The organism is Flavobacterium agri, assembly GCF_013401995.1.
Lineage (GTDB): Bacteria > Bacteroidota > Bacteroidia > Flavobacteriales > Flavobacteriaceae > Flavobacterium > Flavobacterium agri.
On the sequence record NZ_JACBJI010000004.1, the window covers coordinates 116,397 to 135,317 of the forward strand.

Annotated in this window: 20 protein-coding genes; 15 read left to right on the plus strand and 5 right to left on the minus strand. The window is 42.6% G+C overall.

Annotated elements, in window-relative coordinates:
* Positions 1-132 precede the first annotated feature (132 nt).
* The 9 genes from HZF10_RS10600 (at position 133) to HZF10_RS10640 (ending at position 10,190) form a co-directional block, all read left to right on the plus strand.
* Positions 133-1,023: a LytR/AlgR family response regulator transcription factor gene (locus tag HZF10_RS10600; RefSeq protein ID WP_176006183.1), complete on the plus strand. Its 891-nt coding sequence runs from the start codon at positions 133-135 to the stop codon at positions 1,021-1,023.
* Between the two features lie 188 nt (positions 1,024-1,211).
* Positions 1,212-1,475 carry a hypothetical protein gene (locus HZF10_RS10605; RefSeq protein ID WP_176006184.1) on the plus strand — a complete coding sequence of 88 codons (264 nt, stop codon included), beginning with the start codon at positions 1,212-1,214 and terminating at the stop codon, positions 1,473-1,475.
* A gap of 54 nt (positions 1,476-1,529) precedes the next feature.
* Positions 1,530-3,515 carry a tetratricopeptide repeat-containing sensor histidine kinase gene (locus HZF10_RS10610; RefSeq protein WP_176006185.1) on the plus strand — a complete coding sequence of 662 codons (1,986 nt, stop codon included), beginning with the start codon at positions 1,530-1,532 and terminating at the stop codon, positions 3,513-3,515.
* Complete coding sequence (locus HZF10_RS10615; RefSeq protein WP_176006186.1) at positions 3,512-4,174, plus strand: response regulator; 663 nt, start codon at positions 3,512-3,514, stop codon at positions 4,172-4,174. Before HZF10_RS10610 ends, HZF10_RS10615 begins: the two co-directional genes overlap by 4 nt.
* 46 nt (positions 4,175-4,220) lie before the next feature.
* On the plus strand, positions 4,221-6,293 hold the full coding sequence (locus HZF10_RS10620) for a tetratricopeptide repeat-containing sensor histidine kinase (RefSeq protein ID WP_176006187.1): 2,073 nt from the start codon (positions 4,221-4,223) through the stop codon (positions 6,291-6,293).
* Between the two features lie 12 nt (positions 6,294-6,305).
* On the plus strand, positions 6,306-6,974 hold the full coding sequence (locus HZF10_RS10625; protein ID WP_176006188.1) for a response regulator: 669 nt from the start codon (positions 6,306-6,308) through the stop codon (positions 6,972-6,974).
* 472 nt (positions 6,975-7,446) lie between these two features.
* Entirely contained in the window at positions 7,447-9,117 is a 1,671-nt protein-coding gene (locus HZF10_RS10630; RefSeq protein WP_176006189.1) for a hypothetical protein, read from the plus strand.
* Positions 9,118-9,163: 46 nt separating this feature from the next.
* Positions 9,164-9,643, plus strand: a complete 480-nt coding sequence (locus HZF10_RS10635) for a hypothetical protein (protein ID WP_176006190.1) — start codon at positions 9,164-9,166, stop codon at positions 9,641-9,643.
* A 4-nt stretch (positions 9,644-9,647) separates the two neighbouring features.
* A complete protein-coding gene (locus HZF10_RS10640; RefSeq protein WP_176006191.1) occupies positions 9,648-10,190 on the plus strand; it encodes a hypothetical protein in 543 nt (180 codons plus the stop codon).
* 76 nt (positions 10,191-10,266) lie between these two features.
* Here the strand turns inward: HZF10_RS10640 and thiL are convergent, their stop codons facing one another.
* Entirely contained in the window at positions 10,267-11,313 is a 1,047-nt protein-coding gene (thiL, locus tag HZF10_RS10645) for a thiamine-phosphate kinase (protein ID WP_176006192.1), read from the minus strand.
* Positions 11,314-11,592: 279 nt separating this feature from the next.
* Between thiL and HZF10_RS10650 the strand changes: the two genes are divergently transcribed.
* Positions 11,593-12,075 carry a DinB family protein gene (locus HZF10_RS10650; RefSeq protein WP_176006193.1) on the plus strand — a complete coding sequence of 161 codons (483 nt, stop codon included), beginning with the start codon at positions 11,593-11,595 and terminating at the stop codon, positions 12,073-12,075.
* Between the two features lie 53 nt (positions 12,076-12,128).
* Here the strand turns inward: HZF10_RS10650 and HZF10_RS10655 are convergent, their stop codons facing one another.
* Together HZF10_RS10655 and HZF10_RS10660 are read right to left on the minus strand one after the other, a co-directional pair.
* Positions 12,129-13,109, minus strand: coding sequence for a helix-turn-helix transcriptional regulator (locus HZF10_RS10655; RefSeq protein ID WP_176006194.1), 981 nt, complete (start codon positions 13,107-13,109; stop codon positions 12,129-12,131).
* A gap of 133 nt (positions 13,110-13,242) precedes the next feature.
* Positions 13,243-13,728: a hypothetical protein gene (locus HZF10_RS10660; protein ID WP_176006195.1), complete on the minus strand. Its 486-nt coding sequence runs from the start codon at positions 13,726-13,728 to the stop codon at positions 13,243-13,245.
* 78 nt (positions 13,729-13,806) lie between these two features.
* Between HZF10_RS10660 and HZF10_RS10665 the strand changes: the two genes are divergently transcribed.
* Positions 13,807-14,334 (plus strand): GNAT family N-acetyltransferase, encoded by a 528-nt coding sequence (locus HZF10_RS10665; RefSeq protein WP_176006196.1) that lies wholly within the window; start codon positions 13,807-13,809, stop codon positions 14,332-14,334.
* Positions 14,331-14,564, plus strand: a complete 234-nt coding sequence (locus HZF10_RS10670; RefSeq protein ID WP_176006197.1) for a hypothetical protein — start codon at positions 14,331-14,333, stop codon at positions 14,562-14,564. The genes HZF10_RS10665 and HZF10_RS10670 overlap by 4 nt, the downstream gene beginning before the upstream one ends.
* An 81-nt stretch (positions 14,565-14,645) precedes the next feature.
* Here the strand turns inward: HZF10_RS10670 and HZF10_RS10675 are convergent, their stop codons facing one another.
* Positions 14,646-14,870 (minus strand): YdeI/OmpD-associated family protein, encoded by a 225-nt coding sequence (locus tag HZF10_RS10675; RefSeq protein ID WP_176006198.1) that lies wholly within the window; start codon positions 14,868-14,870, stop codon positions 14,646-14,648.
* Positions 14,870-16,666, minus strand: a complete 1,797-nt coding sequence (lepA, locus tag HZF10_RS10680; RefSeq protein ID WP_176006199.1) for a translation elongation factor 4 — start codon at positions 16,664-16,666, stop codon at positions 14,870-14,872. Before lepA ends, HZF10_RS10675 begins: the two co-directional genes overlap by 1 nt.
* Before the next feature lie 329 nt (positions 16,667-16,995).
* Between lepA and HZF10_RS10685 the strand changes: the two genes are divergently transcribed.
* The 3 genes from HZF10_RS10685 (at position 16,996) to HZF10_RS10695 (ending at position 18,908) form a co-directional block, all read left to right on the plus strand.
* A complete protein-coding gene (locus tag HZF10_RS10685) occupies positions 16,996-17,607 on the plus strand; it encodes a hypothetical protein (RefSeq protein ID WP_176006200.1) in 612 nt (203 codons plus the stop codon).
* Positions 17,608-17,704: 97 nt separating this feature from the next.
* On the plus strand, positions 17,705-18,313 hold the full coding sequence (locus tag HZF10_RS10690; RefSeq protein WP_246282561.1) for a hypothetical protein: 609 nt from the start codon (positions 17,705-17,707) through the stop codon (positions 18,311-18,313).
* Positions 18,314-18,317: 4 nt separating this feature from the next.
* Complete coding sequence (locus tag HZF10_RS10695; protein ID WP_176006201.1) at positions 18,318-18,908, plus strand: hypothetical protein; 591 nt, start codon at positions 18,318-18,320, stop codon at positions 18,906-18,908.
* The last annotated feature ends 13 nt before the right edge of the window (positions 18,909-18,921 follow it).

Below are 18,921 nucleotides of genomic sequence, written 5' to 3' on the forward strand. Positions count from 1 at the left end.
CCTGCCGTTGGTATAGTATTGATAAAAAAGCTTCCGTCTAAATCTTCGCGCGAAAAAACCATTCGTTTTTCACAATACTTTAGCATTCGATAAGTCCCCAAACTATCAACCTGCGTGCCGGTTCCCTAAACCATGAAGCACACTTACGTAATTCTTAGCGACAATCGCGACGAAATCGCGGAAACAAAGGCCGTAGTGTCTGTGTTCCCGCAGATGTCGTTTGTAGGTAGCGCCCAGAATTACGAAGACGGTCTCGATCTTATCCTCGACAAAATGCCGCAGGTGGTCTTCCTCGAAATCCAACCCGAAAAAGCGGACAGCAAGCTCGGTCTCAACCTAATCAGCGAGCTTTATCGTTATTTGAGCCATGTTCCCGAAATCATCGTCACCGCGAAAAACAGCGATTTGGCTTATGAAGCCTTGCGTTACGAGGTGCTCGATTACTTGATTACACCTTTCCGTTCGCTCGATCTTCGCAAGACGTTGTTGCGTTTCGAGAAAGGGCGACTAAAGCCGCTGCACATTCCTACCATAGAGGAAGCGCCGATTTTGTTGCCGATAATCGAAGAGGTTGCAACAGAGGAAGAAGTTGCCACATTAACAGAAGAGCCCGAAGTACTTCCAATCCAGGAAATGCCTCAACCGGTCATGGTTCCGGCCGTCAAGGAAGAAAAGCCGCTTATCATTTGTGTAAAGTCGTACGGAGACTACCGTTTCATCGAGGCTAAGGACATCTGCTACCTGCAGGCCGACAACAATTCTACCGACATCCATTTGAACAACGGCGAAATGATCACGGCGTTCAAGACGCTGAAGCATTTCGAAAATGTATTGCAGCCGCCTTTCGTGCGCATACACAACAGTTACATCGTCAATATAGATTACGTTTCCAGGATCCATACCGGAAACGCCGTTTGCTACATTAAAAATTCTTCTATCAAGCTGCCGTTCTCCAAATCATACAAGGAAAACGTCGATTCTATCATCAGCAGCATCTCAAACGGCAATTATTTGGAGTTTTAAAAGATTCCATCCACACTTCAAAATGGTATCAACCACTCACAAACAGATACCATCTACCAAAGACACCAGTAAACATAGGGCTTGAGAGAGGCATCGTAAGTAGTTTTGCTTCGTGGATTGATATGCACAATACATATGTCCACAGGAGAAACAAAAACAAAATACCACGAACATAAATGTCTCAAATTATGAAAAAAGCTATTTTAACTTTCGGATTGTTTTCACTTGTATTGGTGTTGACGTCTTTTACAACACCTGAGAGTGTAACCTACACGGGTGAGCCTGATGACACAACGGTTGGAAGAGGTGATACAGGAGGTGTGAAGCTTCCTGGTGATGGGAAAAAGTTAGATTTTGAAACTGGCGGAGTAAAATTGCCGGGCGATGGGAAAAAGTTAGATTTTGAAACTGGCGGAGTAAAATTGCCGGGCGATGGAAAAAAACTAGATTAAACGTAAAAAAATTATATATTGTAAAGGGCTGTCAATTTTGATAGCCCTTTTTTTATGAAAAAAATTGTACTTTTTTTAAATATTCTAATTTTAGCTAGCTGTGATTTTTCGGATGATGAGAAGAATCATCAAATAATAAATAACTCATTCAGTATTGCTGAAACCAAAAAACTTTCGCAATCCGAGTTGACCAAACTCCTTAATGAGATTACGTGGAGGGTGAACGAATTGTCTGTGGACACAATAAAAAAAGATTATTATTACAGACTTGCAAATTTATACTGGAATAATGGAAATTATTCTTTTTATAAAAAATTTGTCTTAAAGGGAATAGTTGAATCTCAATCTGTAAATAGTGAATTTGGGTTAGCCCGAGGTTATAGAAAGATAGGAGAATATTATTGTAGGCCGCCTTTTATTGAACGAGATAGTGCATATTATTTTTTAAAAAAATCCGCGAACATATATTTTGAAAAGAAGGATTATGCATCGTTGGCGAATGTAGATTTGATGTTGGGGAATAATTCTTTCTTTTCAGGCGATTTTACTGAGTCTGAAATGTATGCTCTAAAGGCTTTAGATTATTTTAAGAACACTTCGAAAAACGAAAAAATAGCCAGTTGTTATACTCTGCTAGGAATATCTAATCTAGAAAGTAAAAACTTTTCACAAGCAGGTAAGTATTTAAAAGAAGCTAATGAACTTATCAGAAAAAAAACTAATAATAATTGGGATAGGGCAGTAGCTTTAAACAACTTGGGTAAATGTTACTTGGAACAGTTTCAATTCGATTTGGCTAAAGATTGTTTTGTAAAAGGGTTGCACGAACTACAAGGAGAGAAAGACCCACTTCCAATGGCATTGCTAATGGAAAATTTAGCTATTGTTGAATCTAAAATTAACATTCAAAATCCGGATATCCCAAATTGGTTTTTAAAAGCTATTATTCTTAAAGACTCTTTGAAATTCGAAGAAGTTAGATCAAGAATAAATTTTTCAAATTATTATCTACAAAAAGGAGATTCAACTACAGCCAAGCTAAAGGCTGAAGAAGCTGCTAAAATTTCAGAGTTGAAAGGGTTAAAAGACCGGAAGTTGGCCGTGGAGCAGCTTTTGAAGGTTGAAAGGAAAGCCGGTCAAAATAGAGTACATCAATTCCTGTCCTTAGCTGAAGAACTAAATCATTCAGAATTAGTTCTAATGAGAAACATCCTAAAGATAAATAGAGACTTTGACTCTTCGACTAGATTGAAGGATAAACAGTTATATTTAAGACAAAAAATAATTTTTGTATTGTGTTTAGTATTAACTATTGCAATAATACTAGGTCTCATCTGGTTTGTTTTGAATCGAAAAAGACAAATTAAATGGCTGCAGAAAGAACGACAGATGAGTAAGGAAATCTATCATTTAATGGAACAACAGTATATTGATGCAGCTGCAAGAAATGATGAAAAGAAAAGAATAGCAGGAGACTTGCACGATAGTATAATCAACTCTTTGACTGTAATTAGATTAAATCTCAATTTGCTTGGGATAAAATGCAAAGAAGAAACAATGAAAGAGACATTTATTTATGTCAATCAAATTCAAGAAGTCGAAAAGCAAATCAGGGCTATTTCATATGACACATATTTTTCAACAAATGGCTTAGATTATGGTATTCAACAAATGCTGAAGGAAATTATTTCTCATAAAAAAGTTCTTGGATTTAAAGGGACTGTAAATTTAAACCTATCAGATAAAATACCGTGGGTTAGATTAAATATGAAAGAGCAATTTAATCTTTTTGCAATTTTGAGAGAAGGTCTTTTAAACGCTTTAAAACACTCTTCCGCAAGCAGGCTAGAATTAAAAGGGTATTATAAATCCGACAGTCTTGAATTTGAAATTAATGATAATGGAGTGGGATTCAATACAAAAAGTCAAGGTTTAGGAATGGAGAATATGTTTAATAGGGCAAAAAAGCTCAATGCGATTTTGCAAATTAATTCAGAGATAAACGGAGGGACTATAATTCTTTTAAACTTGAAGCTATGAATTCAATTGTTCGTATTCTTATTGTTGAGGATCATTTAGCGATGATTGAAGGATATAAAAGTATCCTTCAATTACTTATGCCGGAATATAATTTTCACTACTCAATTGCGACAAGCTACAGTCAAATTGAATCTTTGATTGAGAAAAGCAGATTCGAATTTGATGTTGTTTTTCTAGATATTTCATTAAAGAAATCTGATGAAAAGATTGAGAATTCGGGAATTCAAGCTGGACAATTAATAAGGAATAAATATTCGGACATCAAAATTCTCATTTTAACTTCTCATGATGAAAAACTCCTGATTTACCAATTGCTTCAAGAAATTAAACCAAACGGTTTCTTAGTTAAGAGTGACTTTGGGCCAATGGAATTGGTACTTGCACTAAAGCAATTACTGAAGTCAAGAAACTATTATAGTGAAAGGGTGGAACTTTGTGTAAAAGAGTTAAATAATGCAATACACTATTTAGATTCAATTAATCGTAAAATTATATACTTGATTGATCGTGGGATTAAGTCTAAAAATCTTCCAAAATATTTGAATTTGTCTATGAGTGCAATTGATAAGCGGAAAGCATTAATAAAGGAAACTCTAGGAGTAATTAAAGGAACTGACGAAGATCTCATTAGGGCTGCAAAACTGAAGGGTTTAATATGACTATAATTTTTTACTAGTTTAGCATTTAATTTTAAACAGCTAAAACTTGAAGGTAAAAGGATATATTTTGTTTTTTACAGTTTTGGTATTCTCCCAATGTAGCAAGACGCCAATTGGCAAGGAATCTTCAAGTGCCAAAGATAGCCTTAAGACATACCTTTCCTATGCCAATTCAGATTCATTGCCACTAAATGAGCGATTAAAATTTAATAAAAAGGCATTGGCGATAGTTGAAACCGAAGATTTGGATTCTTTACGCTTTGCAGGTCTATTTAAAGTGGCGAATAGATTTTATAATGTTGGGGAACTTGGAGATTATAAGAGAGTATCACAAAATATTCTTATTGCAGCTCAAAAAGTTGATGATACAATAAATGTTGCAAAGGCCTTACTTTATTTAGGAGATTATTACAAAAATTCAGTTCAATCTGACAGTGCCATTTATTATTATGATAAAGCCTCAAAATTTTATCGGCGACTTCAAAGTGCAGATGATCTTGCTAATATTAATCTAAAAAAGGCGGAAGTTTATTGGAATGAAAACGATTATTCTTCTAGTGAATTTGCATCTTTAGAAGCATTAAAGTTCTTAAGACAATCTAAAGACAAGCAACAAGTTTTCGAGGCTTTGACGATGTTGGGTCTAGTTTCAAATGCCCGAAATGACTACGATAGGGCGATTGAATATTTGAATAAAGCATTGGAGGTTGTTTCTGAAAATAACTTGCAGTATAATGATCCAAGAGCAACAACCCTAAATAATATAGGAAATGTTTATCAAAATGCAAAACAAAATAGCCTTGCAATAGAGAATTTTGAGACAGCACTTGATGACAGGTCATTGAAGAATAATAATCCCTCTCTATATGCAATTTTGCTTGATAATTTAGCGTACTCAAAATTTAAGTTAAACCCAGGAAGCCGTGAAATAGTTCCATTATTTCAACAATCCATTTCAATAAAAGATAGCCTAAACTTTACTGCAGGAATTATATTTACAAAATGTAGATTATCCGAATATTATTTTGAAATAGGAAAGAAAGAAGATGCGGTTGCTTTAGCAAAAGAAGCTTTGGCTCTCTCAGAAAAGAATGAGAATGCTACAACAAAACTTACTCCTCTCAAGCAATTATCTGCATATGATTCTGAAAATTCACGCCTTTATTCTGCGGAATACATAAAGATTAATGATTCAGTTCAACAGGCGGAAAGAAGAATCCAAGACAAATTCGCCCGCATCCAATTCGAAACCGACGAAATCTCACTTCAAAAGGACAAACTCGAAGCAAAGAACCGCACGTTATTGTTGGTTTTCTTGGGCACTGTGATGATTGGTCTGTTGTTGTTCGTAATCCGTACCCAACGCGCCAAAAACCGCGAGCTTTTGCTTAAACAAGCGCAACAAAAAGCGAACGAAGACATTTACAACCTGATGTTGGCCCAGCAGAACAAGATCGAGGAAGGCCGTATACGCGAAAAGAAACGCATTGCCCAGGAGTTGCACGACGGGGTGTTGAGCCGTTTGTTCGGGGCGCGTCTCAATTTGGATAGCTTGAACAAGATGGATGGTTCCGAGGCGACCGATAAGCGAAACAATTATTTGGTCGAGCTCAAGAACATCGAACAGGACATACGCGAAATCTCGCACGACCTGAACCGCGAGAAGTTCGTGCTGATCAACAACTTTGTGGCCATTTTGGCGAATTTGCTCGAGGAACAGGCGGCCAATTTCACGCCCGAGGTCGAGACCGAAATAGACGAGGATATCCCGTGGGAAAAAGTCGGCAACACGTTAAAGATCAATATCTACCGCATCGTCCAGGAAGCGCTGCAGAACGTGAACAAATATGCAAATGCCACCAAGATAAAAGTGTTGCTTGAGGCTCAGGGCAGCAATCTGCGTCTTGAGGTGTCAGATAACGGTCAGGGCTTCTCGGTGAGCAAGAAAAGCAAGGGGATAGGGCTTTCCAACATGGTCTCGCGTGCAGAAGAATGCGACGGTCAGTTAGAAATTAAGTCCAAAAGAGGAAAGGGAACGACAATTTCCATAACTTTCCCTACCGAAAACACCCCTACTGCCGATCAGCCCGTTGTGTCGGGTCAGCCGGTAATAGCCTAACCAAATAACACAATGCCGCTAAAAGTCAACATCCTCATTGTAGACGACCATCCTTTTATCATCGAGGCTTACAAAAATGCCATAAAAGGCTACAACTCGGCCGACTACGAGTTCACGATCACCCAGGCCAACGATTGCAGATCGGGTTACGACAACATCACCTCGCCCCAGAACGGAGCATTCAACATCGCTTTTTTCGACATCAGCATGCCGCCTTACGAGGAGAAGAACATCCACTCGGGCGAAGACCTGGCCATGCTCATCAAAAAAGAGATGCCCGATTGCAAGATCATCCTGCTTACGATGCATACCGAACTGCTCAAGATCAGCAACATCGTCAAGAACATCAACCCGAACGGCCTGATCATCAAGAACGACCTTACGTTCGACGAGCTCCTGACGGCCTTCGACAAGATCCTGCACGAAGAAAACTACTACAGCCAAACCGTCGTCAAACTGATTTCACAAATCCAGTACGACAACATAGACGTCGACCAGTTCGACAAACAAATCCTGTATCACCTGTCAAAAGGCACCAAGACCAAAGACATCCCGAGTTATGTGCCGCTGTCGTTGAGCGCGATCGAAAAACGCAAGCTCAACCTCAAGGAAACCTTCAACATCAAAGGCGGATCAGACATCGATCTCATACGCGAAGCCAAGAACAAAGGCCTGCTTTAGTGCAGTTCGTCGATTTTACGGCTTCCCGTACGCAAATGTGCGGGAAACCGTAATGGTTTATCCGAATGCCCTGTTTATCTTCGCCTCGGTAATGCTAAGTTAATTACGCCTTAAGGCAAACCGCACTGTCAGTCTACCATAGCTTAACCTACTAAAGAAACTGACGATTTAAAAAAAGCGATACATTAGGGAGTATCGCTTTTTTGTTTTTACTACACACCCTAATCAAAGCGAATAGTCTTCATATATAAATTCCCGTATAGTCAAGTGATTTTCCCGATTGGGATACTAACGTATTGCGGGTTTGCGTTAATTAGTGACCGGAATAACCACAATTCCAGTTTTTCAAAATAAATTTTGGTTGGGCCCAACCTTCGACCCTTGTTTGCGACTCTTTGACAAGTACGGTTCCGTATCTGTTGAAGGGATTGATCTCTAGTATCGAGTATTAACCAAACTAAAACCAATATTTATGAAAGCAAAGTTTTTGAATGCCAGGTCGGTATTGGGCACGTTGTGTCTCGTTGCATTTATGGCGGTCTTTAACGCATCTTGCGAAAAGGACTTGTACGATGAAGGAATACAGAACTCAAAAAGGTTTGTGGTCACGACAATGAAGACGGATAAATTAGATGTCTCCATTTCCAATCGCCTGAAACAAAAAATCAATGATTTTAATCGAATCAAGGAATCTTCTGCTGCGAGGGCAGAATACGACAGTATTTACGAGTTTTATGTAGACGCCGAAGAAGTCAGGGTAATTATAGATAGCGGAAAAACGTCTTACACCTTTGCCGGATACAAAATGACCGACGAAATGGTGCGCAATGTCGTAATAGCGGAAAAAAGCGACGGTTCTTGGGGTACTTATGTCGTAGATTATGAGTTTACTGCCGATCAATTCAAATCAATGACGGAAGAGCAAATGCACATGATAGACCCTAAAATTACCGAGATTATACTGCATGAAGGAAAAATTGAATACCAGGTAATTTGCGACATCCATATAGCGCAGGGTGAAATTGCAGGTACCTCCTCATGGGGCACCCAAGCCCCTTTGTATGAAACAGTTTGGGTCGTTTCATATAACAATTGTCATTTGGAAGCATATGGTGAGGAAACGGATGGTTTTCCTACGCCGACGGCTCCGCCATATTCATATACCCATACGGGAGGCGGAGGACATGGGTCTGGTATTACAACGCCTTGGGTAATGTCGCCCAAACAAATCAGGGAGCGTGAATTCCGCAACGAATTGACCGAAGAGCAGCAAGAGTGCCTCACAAAAATGCCCGAAGAATTGGAAGATCAGATGTTTGAATTTCTCGAGGCGACAGATTTTGTCGATGATGGGGAGGGGTTGACTCTTGCAAATGCCCAATATTCACCGGAGAGTATTTATTTCGCTCAACAAGTAATCGAAGCAGCATGCGAAGATGATGATGTCGAAGTTGATTTTGAAAAACGGATTATCTATGAAATAGAACAACCTTGTCAGAGACAAATCGTAAAAGATGTGATGAATTTGTCTACTCCGTTGACTAACATGATTCGAGATGCGTATGACGGTAATGTGGCGAATGTAAAAGTAATAAATGGAGAGGTCAATGATAATAATCCCGTCGGAACCAGTCCTCAATATTACAGTGCAAACGGCTCAAATTTTATCATAACAATAAAGTTTGACAATGACTACCTTGTTCATGCAACCGACTTATCAATTGCCGCGACTACGTTGCATGAAATGGTACACGCGTATTTGATAAATTTGTATTTGATGGGCACAATGCAAAGCACAGACATGGAGTATGGGACATTGATGAATGCATTTACGAATTTTTATAACAACCCTAATCAATCCAATTACGACGCCACCGATGAAGAAATTCATAATGTAATGGAAATTTTCATTGATAAAATGACCAATGCGCTTTACGCCTATGCACAATCGAAAAACATGGATGATGTCACGTTAGAGTATTGTAAAAGTATAGTCTGGGGTCAGATGAATGATACCGATTTGTTCGAATCGCAATTAACTCAAAATGAACAGATACTTTATCAGAATACCGCATATGTTGAACAAGAAAATGACAGCACAACCTATGTTGGAGCGCCAAAAGGTATGCCATGCACTAATTAAAATTCTCATGTTTTTGTTTTGGTCTGGATTAATTTTCGGCCAACCTATGAAACATGATGACGAGTTAATTTTTGATTTAGCAATCGACAACGTCCCGCACTACAAAGACACGATCCTGGTTTCACGTCTTGGAGCAAATTGTTATGTAGAAAAAGTATTGCGAACAATTGCCGAGAGTGAAAAAAATCCAATAAAACTGGATAGCATAAGGCAAGTGTACGGCATTAAAGATTTTTTATATCGCGATGCACTATTAAACCTCGTCTACAGGAATTCCGATTGTGAGACAGAATGGGACATACCTTCTGGAAAAACATGGAAATTTGTTTCGAAACAAGAGGCTGATGTATTTATATCCAAACCGATCTACATGAAGGATTCCGAGTTTGCGGCAGTAGAAATTCGCTTTCGCAATTTGGGTTTGATACAAGTCTATCGCAAGATAAATGGAGTGTGGACCGAATTTGGCACCATGTGTCCTATCTTCTTCGGACATAAAGCAAAGTTTCGTAAACCGAAAGAATGAAGGGATGTTTATGACGAATAAATATGATGGCAAGCGCCATGTACGTCTTGCCCTAACGATTAGTTTTTTACTGATCGGTATTTTGGGCTTTTCGCAGGATAAGATTTTATTTGTGATCGTTGCTGATAATTTGATAGAAGACACGGATAACAAAATGTTGCTCATGCAATCACATTCCGACAACGCTTATCTTATCTCTTTTTGCGAGCAATACGCCGAGGAAAAACTGTTTGAGCATGACTTCGAAACATTTAAATCATCAAATGGGATAGTTGGTGAAATATCGACCATTGTATTTCCAAGTATGGATATTCATGTGGTGACAGATCAAAAGAAACGAGGAACATGGAAATTCGGTTACCCGAACATTTCTTTTACCGAAGCGAAAGACCGCAGGAAAACGGCTTTTATCTCTCAACCAGTTTTCATTGGTAATGATTATGCGCTGATGCATTATACCTTTAAAGGAGTTTCGGAAATTGTAGTCTTTAAACGAACGGGAGATAATTGGGTAATAATAGGAAGAATAAATTCAATAATGTCCTAGATGCTTCTTAGGTGTTCGATAGCTTAAGGTGAGCCTCAATACCTGAGAGATGAAGGCAGGTTTTATACCTGCCTTTTTATTCCTCCAAAGCATTCCACCCTCTCGCCTTTAAAGCGATTTTCGTATTCGCGCGTGTAATCAGGTGTGCGCCTTCCTTTTCGTCGACCATATGGCCGATAACGGTAAAGTTCGGGTTGGCCTTGATCTTGTCGAAATCGTCAAGTCCTATCGTGAAAAGCAACTCGTAATCTTCGCCACCGTTTATGGCTACGGTCGTCGCGTCAATGTTGAATTCCTCGCAGGTATTGATGAACTGCGGGTCAATCGGGAGCTTTTCCTCGAACAGGTTGCATCCCACGCCCGATTGCTTGCACAAATGCAAAATTTCCGACGACAATCCGTCCGACACGTCGATCATCGAAGTAGGTTTGATTTCAAGCGCGTGTAATAGCGTTCTTACGTCGGTTCTGGCTTCCGGTTTCAATTGTCTTTCGATGAGATAGGTGTAGGCATCCAGATCGGGTTGCGATTGCGGATTCACGAGAAAAACCTGCTTCTCGCGCTCCAAAACCTGCAAGCCCATATAGGCCGCGCCCAAATCGCCCGAAACGACAAGCAGGTCATTCGCTTTGGCGCCGTTCCGGTATACGATTTCCGATTCGTCGGCCTCGCCCAAAGCCGTGATGCTGATAAACAGTCCGGTTTGCGAAGAGGTCGTGTCACCGCCGATCACGTCCACTTTATATTCGTTTGCCGCCAACGCGATGCCCGCATACAATTCCTCGACGGCTTCCAACGGGAAACGGTTCGAGATCGCGATCGAAACCGTGATTTGCGTCGGTTTGGCGTTCATCGCGCAAATATCCGACAGGTTCACCACGACGGCCTTATAGCCCAAATGCTTGAGCGGCATATACGCCAAATCGAAATGGATGCCTTCGATGAGAAGATCGGTGCTCACGACGGCTTTCTTGTCCTTGAAGTCGATCACGGCCGCGTCGTCCCCGATTCCTTTCAAGGTCGACGGCTGGCGGATTTCGAAATTCTTGGTCAGGTGTTCGATAAGCCCGAATTCGCCCAATTGCGAAATGCTCGTGCGTTGCGGGTTCTTGTTCTCTAGCATGATGAAACGATTAGGCGGCAAAGGTAAGGATTTGAAGACAGAAAGCAGCGTTAGGGCAGCAGACAGAGACAGTAGTTGCAAAAGCGATTTTGCGGATTCTTCAAAAAAGCTTCCCTATGGCAAAGCGTAGTCAAAGGGTAGTCAAAGGGTAGTCAAAGCGAAGGATACTTGCAGTCAAAAAACTGTAAAACAAAAAAAATCCACTTTCAAATTTCCTGCTGACAAACTGTTGTCACCAAGCGCAAATAATTTTGACCTGTAACTTAAAAACACATCATCATGGAAACAACAGCCACAGTTTCAATCATCAGCAAAGACGAACTTTTGAAGCATTACCTCGGCCACCGCTTTTTGACCCGCCGCGTGATCGAGGCATTTCCCGAAAAGGACTTCTTCGAATTTTCTATCGGAGGCATGAGGACCGCTGCCCAATTGACCAGCGAACTGTTGTCGATCGCCGGGCCGTCTTTGAAAGCCATCGCCAATTCCGAAGAAACACCTTACGTCGAGCCGACTGTTCCGGCCACGAAAGACGATTACCTCAAAGCGTTCGACGAAGCCGACGAGCAGATCAAGAAATACTGGAAGCAGATTCCCGAAGAGCGTTTCCCCGAGATGTTCAACCTTTTCGGCCAATACAACTTCCCGATCCTGCACAACATCTTGTACTTCATCGACAACGAAATCCACCACAGAGGTCAGATGTACGTGTATTTGCGCGCGCTTAACATCGAGCCGCCTTTCTTCTGGGAGCGCTGGTAAGAACCTGTAATCTTGGCCACGAATGGCACGAAAAGCACTAATGATGATTGGTGTCATTCGTGAAATTCGTGGCCAACCTTTTTCATTCTCGCCTTACCGATTTCCATAATATCCACAAGCCGGTCGTTCAACGACAAAGGTTCTATCACCGATGCGAAATCGGCAAACGTGATGAACCAACGCGCGAACCCGTTCTCGATATCGCGGCTCTGGAACGTCATCTCCACACCATCGGCTACAATCTTCTCGGATACGAAGCCGTAATTCCTTCTGTCGCTCTTGATGTACTTCACGATTTCCTTGTCCACGACGATACGCACCATCGTCGTTTCGTGGTTCGAAGCCGACAGGTACGATTCCAGCGCGGCGTGTTCCATGTCGAACTTCTCTTCGGTAAGCGTGATGCCGTGTATGCGGTCGGTACGGAACTGGCGATAATCCTTGCGCAAATGGCAATAGCCGTAAATGTACCAGTTGCCGTTTTCATGGAAGACGCCTACGGGTTCTATAGTACGTTCGCTGGGTTCGTCGGCCGAAATCGCTTCATACGACAGCCTCACTTTTATTTTTTCGCCCACGCTCCTAAAGATAGAAGCCAACGCATTGGGCGCTTTGTGGTTGTATAGTTCGCGCGGGTTGCGCACGAGCACTTTTGATTCTATTTCTTCTACGAGTTCCTTTTCCGAACTGCGCAGCACGGCTTTGAGCTTGAACATGGCCGATGCGTAATTTTCGCCCAATTCCTTGTCGGTGAATTTCTGCATGAGTTTCTCGGCCGCGATGAAAGATGAAGCTTCCTCACGCGTGAACATGACCGGCGGCAAACGGTATCCGTCTACGAGCGAATATCCGATACCGGCTTCAGAATAAATGGGTACGCCCGAAGCTTCCAACGTTCTGATGTCGCGGTAAATCGTGCGCAGGCTGCAGTCGAAACGGTCGGCCATTTCCTGCGCCTTCACTATTTTCTTCGATTGTAGCTGGATCAGGATCGCAACGATGCGGTCAAAACGCTTCGGAGATTCGTCGAACATGGCTAAAGAATTAGAGAGTGTCGAAATTAGCGAATTAGCGAATGACTGCAGAAGGAAATTGCGGTTTATATTTTGGGGTTCGAAATCGGTTAGTCTACGGTTGCGAAATTCTTAGGGAGTCGCGATTAACCGATTACATTCTCGGATTAAATCTGTATGTTATTTCTTTTGCTTCTAATTCGGTCAAGTTTTTATCGTCCGAAATCAAATAAACTTTATCGAAATAATCCAATATTTCCCGTATCGATTGGCTGTCCGATGTACAATTAATGATTTCCGCACAACTTAACCGATTCAGGATTTGATTTGACTTGACGATAATTGGGGGATTGTCCTGTCTGTTATTTTTATAATTGATATTCATCGATAAAATTGCAAAAGGAGCGATTAACGTAGGCTGTTTCATCAGCATCCCGTCTTTATCCAAACCTATTTTGTATTCCCATTTCCCGTTTTGGCTTAATCGAACCGTATAACTCTCTATATGTAATGTGTCAGTCTTTGACCGAAACGATTGGAATATGCAATCTTTGTCGAGCGATAGGAATAGTACGCGTTTAAAATCTTGGCCGTAAGAGCAATTGAAAAGAAAAATCGCGCCAAGTAATGATACTTTCATATTGGTTTGGTTTTTCTAAGAGATGTGAAAATTTAGATTGTGGTTGGTTGCGCCTTGAAAAGATTGTAATTTGGAAACATGGATACGATTTCAATCAGGAAAGTCACAGCCGATGAAGTTTCCGCATTGCGCGATATCAGCATCAAAACCTTCGTAGACAAGTTCGCTTCGGTAAATTCGGAAGCCGACATGGGCGATTACATTTCCAAAAACCTCTCGCTCGAAAAATTGACGCATGAATTTCTGCACCCGAATTCCGCATTCTATTTCGCGTGCGCGGATGCGAAACCCGTCGGTTATCTCAAAATCAACCTCAAGGACGCCCAAAACGAATGCCGCGACCGCAATTCGCTCGAAGTAGAAAGGATTTATGTCGATGAAACTTTCCAAGGACAGAAAATCGGGCAGAAATTGTTCGACAAAGCCATCGAGATCGCGTCAGGCGAAAATTGCGATTTCATCTGGCTTGGCGTTTGGGAACACAACGAAGGCGCCATCCGATTCTATGAAAAGAACGGTTTTGAGGTTTTCGGAAAGCACGAGTTCTGGCTCGGAAGCGATCTGCAGTTCGATCTGCTGATGAAGAAAAATCTCGATTTGAAATGAAAAATGCGTGGAAATTCGCTTTGCTTGTCGGAATTGCTTCGTTGTGCGCCGGATTCGTCTATTCGTTCCTGATTGCCGGAAACCCATACCAGGATCCGACGCCCGAACTACTCGAAAAATACAATCGCAACAGCGAAACCGGAGAACTTCTGTTGGAGATAGGATTTGGCTTGACCGTATTTGCGATAGTGTTGTTTATCTCGAACCGACTTTTCCAAAAGCCGCAATAAAAATCCGAAACCTTAAAAAAAAACAAACCCGAGAAAACTCGGGCTGTCTATTATATATTCGTCTATTATCTTTTACTCAAACTAAACCACTTTGAGCGTTTTTTGTTTGTTGAGCAACATCAAAAGCGCTTTTCCTGCTCTCGTGTGGCGCGTCTCTTCTTTTTTGGCGGAACCGACCCAATCACAGTAGGCTTGCTTGCAGGATTTCGTAAGGCCGTCGAAAAACTCTTGAGCTTTGGTTTCGCTGTCGAGTAATTGCTGCAATTCTGAAGGAATCCCTTCGATATGTTCGCCTTTTTTGAGCATTAGTCGTTAAGTTTCAAAACTGCCATGAACGCCTCTTGAGGAATCTCTACGTTCCCGACCTGGCGCATGCGTTTCTTACCTTTTTTCTGCTTTTCAAGAAGTTTTCTCTTACGCGAGATGTCACCGCCGTAACATTTGGCCGTAACGTCTTTCCTGAGCGCTTTGATGGTTTCGCGAGCGATGATTTTCGCCCCGATTGCGGCCTGGATCGGAATGTCGAACTGTTGGCGTGGGATCAATTCACGCAATTTCTCGGTCATTTTCTTGCCGATGTTGTACGCGTTATCGGCGTGTATCAACGCAGAAAGCGCATCGACCGTATTCCCGTTCAAAAGAACGTCGAGTTTCACGAGGTTCGACGTACGCATCCCGATCGGATGGTAATCGAAAGACGCGTACCCTTTTGAAACGGTTTTCAACCTGTCGTAGAAATCGAATACGATCTCGGCCAACGGCATGTCGAAGTTGAGTTCGACGCGTTCGGTCGTCAAATAGGTCTGGTTCGTGATGATGCCGCGCTTTTCGATACACAACGACATCACGTTTCCGACAAAATCAGACTTGGTGATGATAGTGGCTTTGATATACGGTTCTTCGACGCGATCGAGTTTCGAAGGTTCGGGCAAATCGGAAGGGTTGTTCACGACCAGCGGCGTGTCCGGTTCTTTTTTGGTGTACGCCAGATACGAAACGTTCGGAACCGTCGTGATCACGGTCATGTTGAACTCGCGCTCAAGGCGTTCCTGGATGATTTCCATGTGCAGCATTCCGAGGAATCCGCATCGGAAACCGAATCCGAGCGCAGCCGAGGATTCAGCTGTAAAAACCAAAGATGCGTCGTTGAGCTGGAGTTTTTCCATAGACGCGCGCAATTCCTCGAAATCTTCGGTGTCCACCGGATAGATTCCGGCAAAAACCATCGGCTTCACGTCTTCGAAACCGGTAATCATATTCGTCGTCGGCGTTTTGGCGTCGGTGATCGTATCACCCACTTTCACCTCGCGCGCTTCCTTGATTCCCGAAATCAGATAGCCTACGTCTCCGGCCGAGACCGATGTTTTAGGAACCTGATTCAATTTCAATGTCCCGATCTCATCGGCGAAATATTCGTTTCCGGTCGCCATGAACTTGATTTTCTGGCCTTTCTTGATTTCTCCGTTTTTCACGCGGAAAATAACTTCGATGCCTCGGAACGGGTTGTAAACCGAATCGAAAATCAATGCCTGCAACGGTTCTTCTGGGTCGCCTTTCGGAGCGGGTATGCGCTCGACGATAGCTTCCAATATCTTGTCTACGCCAAAACCGGTTTTCCCCGAAGCGTGGATGATGTCTTCGATCTTGCATCCGAGCAAATCGACGATGTCGTCGCTGACCTCTTCCGGGTTCGCGCTCGGCAAATCGACTTTGTTCAATACAGGAATGATTTCAAGGTCGTTATCCAAAGCCAAATACAGGTTAGAGATCGTTTGGGCTTGGATGCTCTGAGCCGCATCGACGATCAAAAGCGCGCCTTCGCAAGCGGCGATCGAACGAGAAACTTCGTACGAAAAGTCGACGTGCCCCGGAGTATCGATGAGGTTCAGGATATATTTTTCACCTTTGTACATATAATCCATCTGGATCGCGTGGCTCTTGATCGTGATGCCTCGTTCGCGCTCCAAATCCATGTTGTCGAGCAACTGCGCCTTCTCTTCTCGGGCCGTTACGGTCTGGGTCGCGCCAAGCAAACGGTCGGCCAACGTACTTTTTCCGTGGTCGATGTGGGCGATGATGCAAAAATTGCGGATGTTCTTCATTTTCAGTATTTCATTTTTTTTGGCGTGCCGGCGGCTTTCCAATTGCTTTGCACTGGCGGTGCGGTTTGGCCGCCGTCGGGCTTTCCGCCAATCTTTTGCGGTGGCCTCGACTGCGCTCGCCCACCACAAAAGGATTTCCACTGCAATCCCTCACGCAGATTTGTCCACGCCTGGAATCAATCGGCAAATATAGCGCAAATAGCTTGACTGGCAAGGTGAACCCTTAAAGTAAGAACGAAATTTGCGGGTTGTTTGGGTTAAATTTTTTACGTCAAATCGGCAGGTAAGCCTATTTATAATATATTTAGCCAAATTTTAAAACCAAAACAATGAAAAAATCATTACTTGCGGCGGTATTCTTTATTACCGCTTTCGCTTCGGCCCAGAAAATGGAGCTTAAAAGCGGGGATCTTGCTGTTCTAAAAAATGAGAAGGAAGTAAATGTCGAGTTCAACTTCAGCAACGTGAAGCTAATGAAGGAGAACAAAAGCGAAGCCGAGTACGTTGCCGACCGTCAGGCCGAACTAAACGGAAAAGCCAAAGGAAACGGCGATATCTGGAAAAAGAAATGGGAAGCCGCTCCAGAAGGAATCTGGAAGCCGAAATTCCTCGAATTGATCAATACCGTGCTTACGAAAGAAGACAAGAACGCAACGTTCCAGGAAGGTCTTTCTTCTGCAAAATACACGCTTATCGTAGACGTTGACTGGATTTTCCCGGGTTGGGACGTTTACATGATGAAGCAGCCTGCAAAAGTGACCACTACTTTGAAAGTCGTTGAGTCTTCTAACAAATCGAAAGTGTTGGCCGAAGTGACCAGCGAAAATGCACCCGGCGACCAATGGGGCAACAACTTCAGCAACGAATCGCGCATCGGAGAAGGATTTGCGAAAACCGGAAAGTCGTTCGCTAAACTTTTGCTCAAGAAAGCTTATAAATAAGACTTATATTGAATACAGAAGCCCGGCACAAAGCCGGGCTTTTTTATTTCGGCACGTCAGAAAAAAAATTATGTTTGCTTAAACCAAACCAATAATTATGAACTTTAAAAAAATGACAGCCTTCGCAATCGCAAGCTTTACGTTGCTTTGTATGTATGCGAGCGCACAAAAACGAACCGTCATAGCTGGCGATTACAAGAACCTTAAAGACATCAAGGAATTCAACCTCGTGTTCGACTACAAAGGTCTTATGGTAGACAAATCTTCTGAAGAAGGCTTCCTCAAAGACCGTATGGAAAAACGTAGCGATGAAAATGCGCAGGAATTTCGCGATGGTTGGTTCGCCGATCGTGAAAACCGATATGAACCCAAATTCGTAGAATCGTTCAACAAAAGATTTGAAGGTAGCGAAGTTACGGTAGCCGAAGGCCGTTCCGATGCCAAGTATACCATTAAAGTCAAGACCACGTGGATTCATCCTGGGTTCAACGCCGGCGTAGTCAGGAGTACATCGGCAATTAACGTTACCGTTTCGGTTTTCGAGACCTCTAATCCCGACAATTTACTGCTTTCGGTTAATTACGAGAAAGTGCCGGGCAAAGGCGCAATGGGTTTCGATTATAATTCGGGATATCGCATTTCTGAAGCGTATGCCAAACTGGGTAAGGCATTCGGCAATGACATCCGCAAAAAATCAAAAGGATAAGACAATGAGAATGATAAAATGGTTGCTACTGCTGTTTGCCATAGGTTCGGTTTCTGCGCAACGATATGAGGTGCTTTCCGGAAGTCTTGAGGTTTTGGGCAATATCAACGAGTACAACGTCACGTTTTCGTACGACGGCATGAAAATCCACGGGTACGATTCCGAAGAAGCGTTCCTCAAGGAAAAAGTCGAAAAGCGACAAAAGAGCCCCGAAAAAGCCGAGGCTTTTGCCGAAAACTGGTACGCTTTCCGCGAAAGCAAATACGAGCCGCGTTTTATCGATTACTTCAACGGTCGGTTCGAGAACGCAGAAGTCAAGATGGGAAAGAATCCGTCGGCAAAATACACGCTCAACGTAAAAACCACTTGGTTGTATCCGGGTTACGGCATCGGAATGGGCGGAGAAGAAGCCAAAGTGAGCGCAATCCTGACGGTTTTCGAAACCGCGAATCCGTCTAAAGTGTTGCTTTCACTGGAGTTCGACAAATCGATTGGTCTCGCGAACAAAAATTACAATGATTTCGGCGATAGGATTTCGGGTGCTTATGAAAAGCTCGCGAAGAATCTCGTGATGCAGGTCAAGCGGTTCAAGTAACCGAAAAGCTTAA